Annotated in this window: 12 protein-coding genes; 11 read left to right on the top strand and 1 reads right to left on the bottom strand. The window is 67.4% G+C overall.

Going from position 1 to position 15431, the window contains the following annotated elements:
* Nucleotides 1-143: 143 nt before the first annotated feature.
* Nucleotides 144-401, top strand: coding sequence for a helix-turn-helix transcriptional regulator (locus tag CR919_RS07630; RefSeq protein WP_089241740.1), 258 nt, complete (start codon nucleotides 144-146; stop codon nucleotides 399-401).
* A gap of 3 nt (nucleotides 402-404) precedes the next feature.
* Nucleotides 405-1727 (top strand): type II toxin-antitoxin system HipA family toxin, encoded by a 1323-nt coding sequence (locus CR919_RS07625; protein WP_099819500.1) that lies wholly within the window; start codon nucleotides 405-407, stop codon nucleotides 1725-1727.
* Here the strand turns inward: CR919_RS07625 and CR919_RS07620 are convergent, their stop codons facing one another.
* Entirely contained in the window at nucleotides 1728-2342 is a 615-nt protein-coding gene (locus tag CR919_RS07620; protein ID WP_099819499.1) for a DUF938 domain-containing protein, read from the bottom strand.
* Between the two features lie 667 nt (nucleotides 2343-3009).
* Here CR919_RS07620 and CR919_RS07605 point away from each other — a divergent pair.
* Genes CR919_RS07605 through CR919_RS07565 form a run of 9 tightly spaced genes read left to right on the top strand, consistent with a single transcriptional unit; the run spans nucleotide 3010 to nucleotide 15349 of the window.
* Nucleotides 3010-4641 (top strand): TldD/PmbA family protein, encoded by a 1632-nt coding sequence (locus CR919_RS07605; RefSeq protein ID WP_165787249.1) that lies wholly within the window; start codon nucleotides 3010-3012, stop codon nucleotides 4639-4641.
* Between the two features lie 27 nt (nucleotides 4642-4668).
* A complete protein-coding gene (locus CR919_RS07600) occupies nucleotides 4669-6303 on the top strand; it encodes a TldD/PmbA family protein (RefSeq protein WP_099819497.1) in 1635 nt (544 codons plus the stop codon).
* Nucleotides 6304-6324: 21 nt separating this feature from the next.
* On the top strand, nucleotides 6325-7659 hold the full coding sequence (locus tag CR919_RS07595; protein WP_099819496.1) for a TldD/PmbA family protein: 1335 nt from the start codon (nucleotides 6325-6327) through the stop codon (nucleotides 7657-7659).
* A complete protein-coding gene (locus tag CR919_RS07590) occupies nucleotides 7659-8366 on the top strand; it encodes a DUF4159 domain-containing protein (protein ID WP_099819495.1) in 708 nt (235 codons plus the stop codon). The genes CR919_RS07595 and CR919_RS07590 overlap by 1 nt, the downstream gene beginning before the upstream one ends.
* 13 nt (nucleotides 8367-8379) lie before the next feature.
* Nucleotides 8380-9363 carry a MoxR family ATPase gene (locus tag CR919_RS07585; RefSeq protein WP_099819494.1) on the top strand — a complete coding sequence of 328 codons (984 nt, stop codon included), beginning with the start codon at nucleotides 8380-8382 and terminating at the stop codon, nucleotides 9361-9363.
* 7 nt (nucleotides 9364-9370) lie between these two features.
* A complete protein-coding gene (locus CR919_RS07580; RefSeq protein WP_099819493.1) occupies nucleotides 9371-10267 on the top strand; it encodes a DUF58 domain-containing protein in 897 nt (298 codons plus the stop codon).
* Nucleotides 10264-11385, top strand: coding sequence for a BatA domain-containing protein (locus tag CR919_RS07575; RefSeq protein WP_099819492.1), 1122 nt, complete (start codon nucleotides 10264-10266; stop codon nucleotides 11383-11385). The genes CR919_RS07580 and CR919_RS07575 overlap by 4 nt, the downstream gene beginning before the upstream one ends.
* Nucleotides 11382-13547, top strand: coding sequence for a hypothetical protein (locus CR919_RS07570; RefSeq protein WP_099819491.1), 2166 nt, complete (start codon nucleotides 11382-11384; stop codon nucleotides 13545-13547). The genes CR919_RS07575 and CR919_RS07570 overlap by 4 nt, the downstream gene beginning before the upstream one ends.
* Nucleotides 13544-15349 (top strand): hypothetical protein, encoded by a 1806-nt coding sequence (locus tag CR919_RS07565; RefSeq protein ID WP_099819490.1) that lies wholly within the window; start codon nucleotides 13544-13546, stop codon nucleotides 15347-15349. Before CR919_RS07570 ends, CR919_RS07565 begins: the two co-directional genes overlap by 4 nt.
* The last annotated feature ends 82 nt before the right edge of the window (nucleotides 15350-15431 follow it).

The raw sequence follows: 15431 nt of genomic DNA, 5'->3' as shown, positions 1-15431 counted from the left end.
AAAAAGAAACCTATTGATTGCCTTTTGAGAAGGCAATCCATAGGTTGCCTGTGGCGCAGGAACGAGATAGGTTGTGTGTCGTAAAGCAACCTATCCTTTGCGTACGTGATGGCGTACGGTCATCTTTCCCGAGGACTGCCGGTATGGACAGGCCGCCGCATACGGTGAGAACACCGCAGCAACTTGCGCCGCTGATGCGCGCGTTCAGACGCCAGGCCGGGCTGAGTCAAGCACAGCTTGCCGAGCGACTGGGCATCTCCCGCCAGGCAGTCGGCGCATTGGAACGCGATCCAGCGTCTGCCAGCTTCGAGCGATTGATGCGAGTCTGGGCCGTGTTGGGCCTGGAAATCAGCCTGCAGCAGCGAAGTCCCCGGGAAAACACGTCGACTTCGGAGTGGTAAGCCATGGGTACGTTGCGGGTCTGGATGAATGGTGTCGAGGTGGCGCTCTGGGATGATGCGCGGAACCGGGCATCCCGCCTTTCCTACCTCAGCCAATGGATTGGTTCGACGCAGTCGCGACCACTGTCCCTTTCGCTCCCCCTGCTGCCCGACGGTGAAAGCCATCAGGGTCAGGTCGTCAACGACTACTTCGACAATCTTCTCCCCGATAACGTCACCATCCGCAACCGGATCCGCGACCGGTTCGCCACGCGCAGCAGCGATACGTTCGATCTGCTTGAAGCCATTGGCCGGGACTGTGTGGGCGCGGTGCAGCTGTTGCCACATTCGCGCACACCGGATGCCATCCAGCGGATAACGTTCGAACCATTGAATGACTCAGGCGTCGCTGAAGTCCTGCGCCAGGTCACAACAAGTGCATTGCCTGGCACATCTTCCAGCGACGATGCGTTCCGCATTTCCATCGCTGGAGCGCAGGAAAAGACCGGCCTGCTGCTGCACGATGGTCAATGGTGCATTCCTACCGGAAGTACGCCGTCCACGCACATCTTCAAGCTGCCGTTGGGTATCATCGGCAACATGCGTGCGGACATGCACCAGTCCGTGGAGAACGAGTGGCTGTGCATGCACTTGCTGGCGGCCTTTGGTATTCCCGTCGCGGATACGCAGATGGGGCGTTTTGAAGATCAAGGTGCACTGATCGTCGAACGTTTCGACCGGCGACTGGCTGCGGATCGCACGTGGTGGCTTCGCTTGCCGCAGGAAGATATGTGTCAGGTCTTTGGCCTCCCCGCTGCCCGGAAGTACGAATCCGATGGCGGCCCCGGCATCGTGGCCATCATGGATCTGCTTCGGCAATCCGAGCAGCCTGAGGATCGAGCAACCTTCTTCAAGACGCAGATCCTGTTCTGGATGCTTGCCGCGACCGACGGCCACGCAAAGAACTTCAGCGTCCACATCGACGCGGGGGGGCGTTTCCGTCTGACTCCTGTCTACGACGTGCTGTCGGTATATCCCATCCTCGGCCGGGGGCCCAATCAACTCGATCCGCACAACGCGCAGCTTGCCATGGCGGTAGAGGGCAAGAACCGCCATCGAAAACTGCATCTTGTGCGACGCCGGCACTGGAATGAAACCGCACGCGCCTGTGGCGTAGCCGATGGCGCAGAGCCATGGATCGAAGCGTTGATCGCTTCCGTGGAACCTGCCATCGAACACGTCACACGCCAGCTTCCAAGCGGCTTCCCTTCGACCGTGTCCGAACCTGTCTTCAAGGGACTGCGTGCTGCAGCGACCCGCCTTTCCAGCATGGCCCCCGACGCCTGATCACCCCAGGCGCCACAACAACACTCGGTTGTTGGCCGGCATGGCCAGATCACCCAACCGGGTGAATCCGTTGTCCGCCGCCAGCGCCTGCACGGCTTCGGCATCGCGGATGCCGCTACGCGGATCACGCGCTTTCAGCCAGCCATCGAATTGCGCGTTGCTGTCGCTGCTGTAACGGCCGCCGTAATTGAACGGGCCGTACACCGCCAGCAGCGCGCCATGGCGCAGCAGGGGTGGAAGTGCGGCAAACAGGGCCTGCACGTGTTCCCAGCTCATGATGTGCAGGGTGTTGGCAGTGAATGCAGCATCGAACGTGCTGCCTTCCGACAGGCTCAGGCCGGTCGCCGGCGGCAGCTCGACCTGCAGCGCCACCGGCGGCAGCAGGTTCAACAGCGCCGCCTCCGCGCGCCAGGCCTCGATGCCAGGCAGATGGTCCGGATGGTCGCTGGGCTGCCAGCGCAGCCAGGGCCAGCGCTCGGCGAAGAAGGCCGCATGCTGGCCGGTGCCGCTGCCGATCTCCAGCATCCGGTTGCGGTCGCCCATCCACGGGTCGAGCGCAGCGGCGATCGGCTCGCGGTTACGTTCGCAGGCTTCTGAATACGGCTTGCTCGACATCGAGACGGCGTCCAGGCGGGGTCGGCCTCATTGTGCACGAGGGGGTGTTGCTCGGCAGGGCTGCGCCCTGCACCCGCAGAGGCAACGGCAACGGCCGAAGCAACAGCCGAAGCAACAGCAAAAGCTGATTTCCTGTGGGTTGGCGGGGTGGGTCCGGTTGAGGGGGACGCCGTAAACCCATCCGTGAAGTGACCCCCGGGGCTTGGTCGCGGCATCCATGCCGCTCACACCCCCTCAACCGGACCCACCCCGCCTTCGACAGTTGACCGCGATCTGTCGGAACGGCACGGGATCTGACCCCAGATTTATTTCGATATCTGACAGATGTGTCGACCAAGGTCGACACCTACCAACAGCCGAGTGAACCTGTCGAAGGTGGGGCGGTGTCGGATTGCGGGGTGTCCGCGGCATGGATGCCGCGGCCAAGCCTACAGGGACGTACTTGCGGCGTCCCCGCAATCCGACACCGCCCCGCCATCCCACGGAATGCCAGCTTTTGACGTTGCTCTGGCCCTGGCCTCTGCAGGTGCAGGGCGCAGCCCTGCCGAAACCCACCCCTACCATGACTGCAGTCACTTGCCCGAATGCCCGCCGCTGGCGAAAGTCGGGGAGTTGACGTGATCGGATCGGTCCTTTGCCGGCCGCACGGAAGTGAGAGAGAGACGCAGTGCAACGACGTGAGTTCCTGGCATTTTCCGGTCTGGGCCTGGCGGGCCTGGTCCTGCCGCATTCGCGGCTGATCGCCGCCGAGCAGTTGCTGGCCCCGGTCGACCCGGCCAAACGCCGACGCCTGGCCGAGGTCGCCCTTGCCGCCGCACGCGCGGCCAAGGCCAGCTACTGCGACGTGCGTATCGGCCGCTACCTCAACCAGTCGGTGATCACCCGCGAACACCAGGTCGGCAACGTGACCAACCGCGAGTCCTCCGGTGTGGGCGTGCGGGTGATCGTCAACGGGGCCTGGGGGTTCGCCGCCACCCACCAGCAGACCGAAGCAGCAGTACGCGCGGCAGTCGAGCAGGCCGCCGCGATCGCGCGCGCCAATTCCAGCATCCAGACCCGGCCGGTGCAGCTGGCACCCACCCCGGCGGTGGGCGAGGTGCGTTGGCAGACGCCGATCCGCCGCAATGCGATGGAAGTGCCGATCCAGGACAAGGTCGAGCTGCTGCTGTCGCTCAATGCGGCCGCGCTGAATGCGGGCGCCGACTACATCAATTCCACCCTGTTCCTGGTCAACGAACAGAAGTACTTCGCCTCCAGCGACGGCTCGTTCATCGACCAGGACATCCACCGCATCTGGCTGCCGTTCACCGCCACCGCCATCGACAAGGCCAGCGGCAAGTTCCGCACCCGCGCCGGTCTGTCCTCGCCGATGGGCATGGGCTACGAGTTCCTCGACGGGGACGCGCGCGGGAAGGTGCAGCTGCCCGGTGGCATCACTGCCTACCGCGATTCCTATGACCCGGTCGAGGACGCCATCGCCGCCGCCCGCCACGCACGCGAGAAGCTGAAGGCGCCGTCGGTGAAGCCCGGCAAGTACGACCTGGTGCTGGATCCGTCCAACCTGTTCCTGACCATCCACGAGAACGTCGGTCATCCGCTGGAGCTGGACCGCGTGCTCGGCTACGAAGCCAACTACGCCGGCACCAGCTTCGCCACGCTGGACAAGCGCGATGCCGGTTTCCGCTGGGGCAGCGACATCGTCACCTTCTTCGCCGACAAGACCCAGCCGGGCAGCCTCGGTGCGGTCGGCTACGACGACGAAGGGGTGAAGACCCAGCGCTGGGACCTGGTGCGCGACGGCATCCTGGTCGATTACCAGGCCACCCGCGATGAAGCGCACATCCTCGGCCGCGACGCCTCGCATGGCTGCAGCTATGCCGACTCGTGGTCCAGCGTGCAGTTCCAGCGCATGGCCAATGTCTCGCTGGCACCGGGCAAGGCGCCGCTGAGCGTCGAGGACATGGTCAAGGACGTGGAGAACGGCATCTACATCCACGGCCGTGGCTCCTATTCCATCGACCAGCAGCGCTACAACGCGCAGTTCGGCGGCCAGCTGTACTACCAGATCAAGAACGGAAAGATCACCGGCATGGTCGAGGATGCGGCCTACCAGATCCGCACGCCGGAGTTCTGGAACGCCTGCAGCGCCATCTGCGATGAACGCGACTTCCGCCTGGGCGGCTCGTTCTTCGACGGCAAGGGCCAACCCGGCCAGGTGTCGGCGGTCTCGCACGGTTCGTCCACCACCCGTTTCAACGGCATCAACATCATCAACACCGCGCGCAGTCTCGGCGCTTGAGCCACCCGTCCTTCATGGAGAGCAGCCTTGCACAGACGTGACTTCCTGGCCCTGACCGGGCTTACCGCTGGCGGCCTGATCGTGCCGTCGTTCTTCGGCAAGGCGATCGCCGCCGAGCAGCTGCAGTCCAGCCTCGACCCCGCGCTGAAGAAGCGCCTGGCCGATGCCGCCCTGCAGGCCGCACGCGGCGCCGGCGCCACCTACTGCGACGTGCGCATCGGCCGCTACCTGCGGCAGTTCGTGATCACCCGCGAAGACAAGGTGCAGAACGTGGTCAACACCGAGTCCACCGGTGTCGGCATCCGCGTGATCGTCAACGGCGCCTGGGGCTTTGCCGCCACCAATGCGCTCAGCACTGCCGACGTGGCCCGTGCCGCGCAGCAGGCCGCAGCCATCGCCAAGGCCAACGCGGGCGTGCAGACCGCGCCGGTGCAGCTGGCCAAGGCGCCGGGTGTGGGCGAGGTCAGCTGGAAGACGCCGATCCGCAAGAATGCGATGGAGGTACCGATCAAGGAGAAGGTCGACCTGCTGCTGGACGTCAACGCCGCGGCGATGGGCGCTGGCGCCAGCTTCATCAATTCGATGCTGTTCCTGGTGAACGAGCAGAAGTACTTCGCCTCCACCGACGGCTCCTACATCGACCAGGACGTGCACCGCATCTGGGCACCGATGACAATCACCGCCATCGACAAGGCCAGCGGCAAGTTCCGCACCCGCGAAGGGCTGTCCGCGCCGATGGGCCTGGGCTATGAGTATCTGGATGGCGCCCCTGCCGGCAAGGTGCTGACGCCCAACGGCGTGGTCAACTACAGCTCGTCCTACGACATGAAGGAAGATGCCATCGCAGCGGCCAAGCAGGCGCAGGAGAAGCTGAAGGCGCCGTCGGTGAAGCCTGGCAAGTACGACCTGGTCCTGGATCCGTCGCACACCTGGCTGACCATCCACGAGTCGATCGGCCATCCGCTGGAACTGGACCGCGTGCTCGGCTACGAAGCCAACTATGCCGGTACCAGCTTCGCCACCCTGGACAAGCGCGAGCAGCACTTCCAGTACGGCAGCGAACACGTGAACATCTTCGCCGACAAGACCCAGCCGGGCAGCCTCGGCGCGGTGGCGTACGACGATGAAGGCGTGAAGTGCAAGCGCTGGGACCTGATCAGCAACGGCAAGCTGGTGGACTACCAGACCATCCGCGACCAGGCCCACATCCTCGGCAAGACCGAATCCGATGGCTGCTGCTACGCCGACTCGTGGTCCAGCGTGCAGTTCCAGCGCATGGCCAACGTGTCGATGGCGCCGGGCAAGTCGCCGCTGAGCGTGTCGGACATGATCAAGGACGTGGAGAACGGCATCTACATCATCGGTGACGGTTCGTTCTCGATCGACCAGCAGCGCTACAACGCGCAGTTCGGCGGCCAGCTGTTCTACGAGATCAAGAACGGAAAGATCACCCGCATGCTTGAGGACGTGGCCTACCAGATCCGCACCCCGGAGTTCTGGAATGCCTGCACTGCCGTGGCCGACGAGCGCGACTACCGCCTGGGCGGTTCATTCTTCGACGGCAAGGGCCAGCCCGGCCAGGTCTCGGCGGTCTCGCACGGGTCTTCGACCGCGCGCTTCAACGGCATCAACGTCATCAACACCGCACGCAGCCTCGGCTGATCGGTCAGGAGCCCTTACACCATGAGTATCTTCACCGAAGCCCAGGCCAAGGCCATCCTCGACAAGGTCATCGCCCTGTCCAAGGCCGATGAGTGCACCGCCGTACTGGCCGGGTCGATCAACGGCAACATCCGTTTCGCCCTGAACAATGTGTCCACCAGCGGCATCGTCGACAACACCGAACTGGCCGTTACCGTGGCCTTCGGCAAGCGCGTGGGTACCGCTTCGATCAACGAGTTCGACGACGCCGCGCTGCAGCGCGTGGTCCGCCGCGCCGAAGATCTGGCCCGGCTGGCCCCGGAGAACCCGGAGTTCATGCCGGCCATCGGCAAGCAGAGCTATCGCGCCAGCCCGACCTTCAGCGAATCCACTGCCGCCATCGATCCGGCCTTCCGCGCCAAGGTCGCCGCCGATTCGATCGCGCCGTGCCGAGGCAACGGGCTGATCGCTGCAGGCTTCCTCGAAGACGGCCAGGGCTTCTACGCTACGGCCAACAGCAACGGCAACTTCGGCTACCAGCGCACCACCAACTTCGACTACACCTGCACCGTGCGCACCGAAGACGGCCGTGGTTCGGGCTGGGTGGGTCGCAACCTGAAGGACGCGGCCGACTTCAAGGCCGACCAGGACATCCGCATCGCGATGCGCAAGGCGACCGAGTCGCAGGAAGCCAAGGCGCTGGAACCCGGCAAGTACACGGTGATCCTGGAGCCGGCGGCGGCCGCGGGCCTGATCAGCTTCATGATGAATTTCTTCAGCGCGCGCTCGGCCGATGAAGGCCGCAGCTTCCTGTCCAAGAAGGGCGGCGGCAACAAGCTGGGCGAGCAGGTCTACGATCCGCGCGTGAACATGCATGCCGACCCGTGGCACCCGGAAGCGCCGGTGCTGCCATGGGATGGCGAAGGCATGCCGCGCGAGCGCATCGCCATCATCGAGAACGGCAAGATCGCCAACCTCGACTATTCGCGCTTCTGGGCGCAGAAGCAGGGCAAGACCGCCAAGGCCACGCCCGGCAACCTGCTGATGAGTGGTGGCGACAAGAACACCGCCGAGCTGGTGCGCGGCACCCAGAAGGGCATCCTGGTCACCCGCACCTGGTACATCCGCATGGTCGATCCGCAGACCGTGCTGCTGACCGGCCTGACCCGCGATGGCACCTTCTACATCGAGAACGGGCAGATCAAGTACCCGGTGAAGAACTTCCGCTTCAACGAATCGCCGGTGATCATGCTCAACAACATCGAAGAGCTGGGCAAGCCGGTGCGCGTGGCCGGTGACGAATCCAGCTTCGTGATGATGATCCCGCCGATGAAGCTGCGCGATTTCACCTTTACCTCGTTGTCCGACGCGGTCTGATGGATCGCCGGGCCTGCCTGCGCTGGTTGGCCGCTGCCGCTTCGGCGGCAGCCCTGCCGGCATGGGCGCAGGCAGGCCCGCGCAGTTCACGCTACGACTTCTGGTTCACCCGCCTGCAGTACGACTCCGGCGACTGGGACGTGGACGCGCGCATGCCGTCCAACCTGATCACCTCGCTGATCGACTACACCTCCCTGCGGGTGGACCCGCAGGAACGCGTGGTGGCCCTGGCCGACCCGCGCATGCTGGAGGCGCCGTTCTGCTACCTGGCCGGGCACACCCTGGTCGAGTTCAACGCCGCCGAACGGCAGAACTTCGTGCGCTATGTGCGTAATGGCGGCTTCGTCTTCGTCGATGACTGCAACCACGATATCGACGGCCTGTTCGCCACCTCGTTCGAAGCGCAGATGGGTCGCCTGTTTGGTCCCAAAGCACTGCAGAAGCTGCCCAACAGCCACCCGCTGTACCGCAGTTTCTTCCGTTTCCCCGACGGCCCGCCGGCCACCAGCTTCGAGCTCAACGGCTGGGGCGATGACCTGGTACACGACTACCTGAAGGGCATCGAGGTCGATGGCCGGCTGGGGCTGCTCTACAGCAACAAGGACTACGGCTGCGAGTGGGACTACGACTGGCGCAACAAGCGTTTCCTGGCCGAAGACAACACCCGCTTTGGCGTCAACATCGTGATGTACGCATTGAACAATTGAACGGACCACGCCCATGACCTCCCCCGACCTCGATTCCCTGCTGCCGCGCCTGCACGATCTGCGCGCTGCGCTCGCCCACGCCGTGGTCGGCCAGCACGCGGTGGTCGAGCAGTTGCTGATCGGCCTGCTGGCCGGTGGCCACTGCCTGCTGGAAGGCGCGCCGGGGCTGGGCAAGACCCTGCTGGTTCGCTCGCTGGGGCAGGCACTGGAACTGCAGTTCCGGCGCGTGCAGTTCACCCCGGACCTGATGCCCAGCGACATCCTCGGCACCGAACTGCTGGAAGAAGACCACGGTACCGGCCATCGCCATTTCCGCTTCCAGCAGGGCCCGATCTTCACCAACCTGCTGTTGGCCGACGAGCTCAACCGTACCCCGCCCAAGACCCAGGCAGCGCTGCTGGAAGCGATGCAGGAACGCACGGTCAGCTACGCCGGCACGACCTACACGTTGCCGGCACCGTTCTTCGTGCTGGCCACGCAGAATCCGATCGAACAGGCCGGTACCTACCCCTTGCCCGAAGCACAGCTGGATCGCTTCCTGCTGCACGTGCTGGTCGATTACCCCAGCGAGGAAGAAGAGCGGCAGATCCTGGAACAGACCACCGGTAGGGCCACTGGAAGCGTGCCCAAGGTGATGGATGCCGACGCGGTGATCGCGCTGCAGGCGGCGGTACGCCAGGTGCATGTCAGCCCCGACGTGCTGGCCTGGATCACCCGTCTGGTCCGCGCCAGCCGTCCCGGCGAGGGCGCACCGGCGGCGATCAACCAGTGGGTGAAATGGGGTGCGGGCCCGCGTGCCGGGCAGTCGCTGGTGCTGGCCGCCAAGGCGCGCGCACTGCTGCAGGGACGTTTCGCCGCCACCCGCGAGGATGTGCAGGCGCTGGCCGCACCGGTGATGCGTCATCGCCTGCTGCTGTCCTTCGCCGCCGAGGCCGAGCAGAAACGGGCTGACGATGTGGTCGCCGCACTGCTGCAGGCCGTTCCATTCCCGGGTTGATCCACTGGTGACCGCCGGCACGCCGCTGCTGCTGCCACCCGACCTGCGTGCGCGGCTGCGTGCGCTGCGGCTGCGACCGCGCCTGGCCAGCGGTGCAAGCGGCATCGGCCAGCACGCCAGCCGCAGCCGCGGTGCCGGCCTCGAGTTCGCCCAGTACCGTGCCTACGAGCCCGGCGACGAACTGCGCCAGATCGACTGGAAGCTGTACGCGCGCTCGGACCGCTTCTTCGTGCGTGAATCCGAGCGCGAAAGCCCGATCACCGTCTGGCTGCTGCTCGATGCCACTGCCTCGGCGGCCCAGGCCGATCGCGCGGCACCGGCACGCAGCCGCCTGGACCACATGCGGCAACTGGCAGCCTGCGTGGTCGAGCTGGCGCTGCAGCAGGGTGATCGCTTCGGCCTGCTGGCCATCGATGGCGAAGGCCTGCAACTGGTACCGGCCGCGCATGGCGCGCGCCAGCGCGACCGGGTGCACCTGCAACTGCATGCCCTGCAGGCGCGTGGCGGATGGCCGGCCGCCGAGCGCCTGCGACCGTTGTGGGAACGCGTGCGCCCTGGCGATCTGCTGCTGGCCATCGGCGATGGCTTCGATGACGCGGGCATCGTGCTGCTGGAGCAGCTGGCCAGCGCGCGCCGCGAGGTGATGCTGCTGCAGGTGCTGACCGCCGACGAACGCGATTTCCCCTTCGATGCAGGTCACCGCTTCCGCGATCCGGAAACGGGCGAGGAACTGCTGGGCGATGGCGCCGCGATCCGCGCCGACTACCTGCAGCGCTTCGCCGAGGCCCATGCCGCGCTGCAGTCGCGGTTGCAGTCCAGTGGCATCGCCATCGCCACCGGTTGGCTCGACCAGCCGCTGGACCAGCCGCTGCAGGCGCTGTTCGGCCGCAGGGGCGGCGCATGAGCCTGCTGTTTCCGCTGGGCCTGGCCGCGCTGGCCGCATGGCTGTTGCCACTGCTGATCCACATCGCCCGTCGTCATCCCTATACGCCGCTGGATTTCGCTGCGCTGCGCTGGCTGCGCGCCCAGATAAGACCGCGCCAACGCATCCGCTTCGATGATTGGCCGCTGTTGCTGGTGCGCCTGCTGTTGCTGGCCGCATTGGCCCTGCTGCTGGCGCGTCCGGCGCTGACCGGTCCTGCACCGGTGCCAGCGGCGTGGACGGTGGTGGCACCGGGCCTGGACGCGACCGCACTGCGCAGCAGCGCCGATGCACGCAACTGGCATTGGCTGGCGCCGGGCTTCCCGCCCATCGACCAGCCCACGCCGATGGACGCTGCTTCCCTGCCCAGTCTGCTGCGCGAGCTGGATGCGCAGCTGCCGGCCGGCACCGCGCTGACCGTACACGTACCCGATCCCTTGCCCGGCCTTGATGGTGCCCGCCTGCAGCTGTCGCGCGAGGTGCAGTGGCAGCCGCACACGCTGGCCGTCACTGCAGTGCCGCACGCCGCCGTGGCGCCACGCCTGCGTACGCGTAGTGATGCCCCAGCGGCAGCGCAGCACTGGCTGGGCGCGTTGCAGCGCGCATGGAGTACGCAACCGCTGGCTGCGCCCCTGGCCGACGATGCGTTGCCGGGTCGCGGCGAGATTGGCGTGTGGACCGGCGCCGATGTACTGCCTGGCACCTGGCAGCAGTGGCTGCAGCAGGGCGGCACGGTGCTGACCGCTGCCAAGCCGCCAGCGGGCGCAGCCGTCCTGCTGCGTGATGCAGACAATGCACCGCTGCTGTGGCAGCAGCGCATCGGCACGGGCCGCCTGCTGCATCTTCCCGGCGAATGGAACGTGGCCCGCAACCGTGCACTGCGCGATGACCGCCTGCCGCGCGACCTGCTGCAGGCCCTGCAACCGCCATCAACGCCACGGCTGGGTGATGCGCAGGACCAGGCACCACGTCGCGCGACGTTGCCCGCGGCAACGCCGCCCCTGCGTGAACCGACCTCCTGGCTGCTGCTGATGATCGTGCTGCTGTTCGCGCTTGAGCGCTGGATGGCGAGCAGCGCGCGACGCAGGGCGGCACCATGAAGACGCTGCAACAGGCATGGCAGCGCGCACGTCGGCGCCGCGCCGCAATCACTGTGCTGCTGGGCCTGCCGTGGGCGTTGGCCGCGGCGGCACTGGCGCTGCGCCTGTTGGGTTTCGACAGCGCCTGCGTCGTGGCGACCGTGGCTTTGCTCATCATTGCGACCGTAGCGACGACACGCGCCCGGCAGCTGGACCGACGCTGGCTGCAGCGCCGGCTGGATGCCAGTGGGACCAGCGAGGACAGCGCCGACCTGCTGTTCGCCGACGCCGGCATGCTCAATCCACTACAGCAGCGCCAGCGCACGCACGTGCTGGCGGCGCTTGAACGCAACCTCCCCGAGCTGCGACCGCGCTGGCCGCGCAGGGCAGTGGCGCTGTGCTGGATCGGCGGCATCGCCGTCGCTGGGCTGACGCTGGGTTGGCCGCACAACGCTGCACCGCGCACTGCCGCCCTTGCGACGCCGCAAAGCAGCGCCAAGGCCGGTCCACTGCGGCTGCAGTCCACCCGCCTGCGCATCGATGCACCGGCCTATACCGGCCAACCCAGGCGTACGCAGAACGCACTCGACGCGAAGGTCGCCGCCGACAGTCGCCTGTCCTGGTCGCTGCGCTTCGACCGTGCGCCCAGCAAGGCCTGGCTGCAGTTTCATGATGGACGTCGCCTGCCATTGCGCGAGCACGACGGTGAATGGCAGGCGCAGGACGTGGCGCGCACCCCGCTGCTGTATCGCGTGGTCAGCGAACCGGCGCTGGCCGACACCCGCCTGCATCGGCTCGACGTGGTGGCCGACCGTGCACCCACGGTGCGTGTGATCGACCCTGCTGCCAGCCTGGTTCTGGGTACCCCCGGGCAGCGGCAGTGGGCGCTGCGCTTCGAGGCCAGCGACGATCATGGCGTCCTCCCGCAGGCGACGCTGTCGATCACCACCACCCAGGGCAGCGGCGAGAACATCACCTTCGTCCGGCGCAGCGTGACCCTGAACGGCAGCGGCGAGGCCACGGCACGGCGCTTTGCCCACACCCTCGACCTGGCCGCTCTGGGCGCACAGTCTGGCAACGATGTGATCGCCCAGCTGGAAGTGCGCGACAACCACGCGCCGACAGCACAGGTCGGCCGCAGCAGCAGCGTGATCCTGCGCCTGCCCAGCACCGAAGCGGTGCTGGGTGCCGAACTGGAAGGCCGTATCAAGAAGACCCTGCCAGCGTACTTCCGCAGCCAGCGGCAGATCATCATCGATGCCGAGGCGTTGATCCGCGAACGCCGGGCCGTCGCCGCCGATACCTTCGTCAGGCGCAGCGATGCCATCGGCGTCGACCAGCGCATCCTGCGCCTGCGCTACGGCCAGTTCCTGGGCGAGGAAAGCGAGGGCGCGCCGAAGCCACCGCCGACCAGCGACCTGCCCACCAGCGATACGCCCGCGGCCGACGCGCACGATGACGAGCATGAGCACGATCACGAGGTGCAGGCCGGCGCACACGACGAGCACGGCCATGACCACGGCGGCAGCGCCAGCGGCAGCGACACGCCACCGGTGTTCGGCAGCGCCGCCGACGTGCTGTCCGAGTACGGGCATACCCACGACCACGCCGAGGCGGCGACGCTGCTTGACCCGCAGACGCGCGCCACACTGAAGGCAGCGCTGGACCAGATGTGGTCGGCCGAAGGCGAACTGCGCCAGGGGCGCCCCGAGCAGGCCCTGCCGTTTGCCTACAAAGCGCTGGCCTTCATCAAGCAGGTGCAGCAGGCCGAGCGCATCTACCTGGCCCGTGTAGGCCCGGAGCTGCCGCCGATCGACGAGGGCCGACGCCTGAGTGGCGACCGTGCCGGGCTGGCCAGCCGCGCACTGCCGCTGGCCGCACGCACGCCCCCTGACCCGGCCGTGGTCGAGGCCTGGCAGCGATTGGGCGACGAGGACGGCACGCCTGACCTGGACATGCTGGCCGCCTGGCAGCAGCGCAACAGTGCTTTCCTGCCCGACGCACTGGACCTGGCTGCCGCCATCGAGCAACTGCGCATCGAACCCGGCTGCGCCGAGTGCCGGCAGCGCCTGCGTGCGCAGCTGTGGCGCGCACTGCAGCGGCCCCTGCCGCAGGTGATGCGGCGCAATTCCGCCGATGCCATGGGGCAGCGCTACCTCGACGCGCTGGAGGCGCAGCCATGAGCACATCGGCAGTGAACGTGTGGATCGCGCTCGTGCTGGGGCTGATCGTGCTCGTCGCCAGTGCGCGCCAGCTGCGTTCGCCGACGCGGGGTCGCCGCCATCTGATCGCCGTACTCACGCTGCAGGCCGCCGCCGCTGCGCTGCTGTACGTCTGCCTGCTGCCGCCATCACAACGCGTTCCCTTGGCCGGCCTGGTGGTGATTGGCGCCGAGGCCGACAAGGCGGGTGCACTGCCGGCCGGCGCCACCCGGGTGCTGCTGCCGGAAGCACCGGCCATGGCCGGTGCAGCGCGCGTGCCGGACCTGGCCACGGCACTGCGCCGTCATCCATCCTCCACGGTGACCCTGGTCGGAGCCGGCCTGGCCGCGCGTGATCGCGATGCCGCACTGCCCACCGATACGCGCTGGCAGGCAGCGCCTGCACCCAATGGATGGATCGCTCTGCAGCCGCCTGCGGACGCAGCTCCCGGAGCGCGCTTCGATGTGCACGCACAGGCACACGGCGTGGAACGCGCGCAGGCCGAGCTGCTGGACCCGGCCGGCGCGGTGGTCGATCGTGCACCGCTGGCAGCCGATGGCCGTGTGCAGCTCAGCGGCGTCGCCCGCGCCGAAGGCCGTAGCGTGTTCCAGCTGCGCCTGCTGGATGCGCAGGGCCATGTTGCCGACAGCGTGCCGGTGCCGCAGCAGACGCTGGCCGCCGCTCCGCTGCGCCTGCTGGTGCGCTCTGCCGCACCGGGCGCCGAGCTGAAGTACCTGCGTCGTTGGGCCACCGATGCCCGCATCCGCGTGCAGCTGCAGGCCGAGACCGGTGCGGGCCTCAGCCTGGGCGACGGCAACGTGGCGTTGGACGCGGCCACGCTGGCGCGCAGCGACCTGCTGCTGCTCGATGAACGCAGCCTGGGCGCACTCGGCGCCGGTCAGCTGGCGGCCGTGCGCCAAGCCCTGCGCGACGGCCTGGGCCTGCTGGTGCGCAGTACCGGCGCGCCATCGGCCAGCGCACGGCAACGCCTGCGCGATCTGGGCCTGCCGTTGCAGGGCGATGCCGGCAGCCAGCTCGCGGCAATGGCCGCCGAGGGTGACGCCACGATGCTGCAGGCACGTCGCGGGCCCTTGGCCGCCGGCACCCTGGCCACCGGTGACGGCGAAGAAGCCGACCGCGCGTCGCACGCAGCAGCACTGCCGGCGCTGGAGTCCCTGGCGCTGCAGGCAGTCGACAGCCGCGCCTTGCTGCAGGATCGCGACGGCAAGCCCATCGGCGGTTGGCGCGCCGTCGGCAAGGGTCGTATCGGCGTGCTGCCGATCACTGACAGCTGGCGCTGGGTACTGGCCGGCCGCGAGGATCGCCACGGCGAGTTGTGGAGCTCAGTGTTTGCCACCCTGGCACGTGCGCAGCCCGGTAGCGAAGGCCCATGGTCGCCCCAGGCACTGGCCTGGGCCGGCGAACGCCAGTCGCTGTGTGGCGTGCAGGCACCGCTGCAGGCCTTCGACACGCACGGCGAGGGCGTGCCGCTGATCGTCGACAGCGGTACCGGCACAGCGCGATGCGCGGGCTGGTGGCCGCGCCAGGCCGGTTGGCAGCCCCTGCAGCACGGCGACCGCCCGCACTGGCGCTACGTGTTCGATCCGAAGCAGGCCCCGGCGCTGCACCGGCAGGCGATGATCGATGCCACCGCGCAGCGGCTGGCCGCTGCCGCACCGGCCACCGCGCAGGCGGACCAGCGCGTGCCGGGGCCGCGCTGGCCGTGGTGGCTGGCGTTCGTGCTGTGCGCGTCGCTGCTGTGGTGGCTTGAGCGACGACGCTGATTCCGGGGTCGGATCCCTTTCGCGTGCGAAAGGGCTCTGACCCCACCGATTGGATCGCAAACACCCTCCACGCATGGCGTGG

Source organism: Stenotrophomonas sp. LMG 10879 (genome assembly GCF_002750935.1).
Taxonomy (GTDB): Bacteria; Pseudomonadota; Gammaproteobacteria; order Xanthomonadales; family Xanthomonadaceae; genus Stenotrophomonas; species Stenotrophomonas lactitubi_B.
Note: the sequence above shows the minus strand (reverse complement) of the source record. Positions and strands in the feature narration are given on the sequence as shown.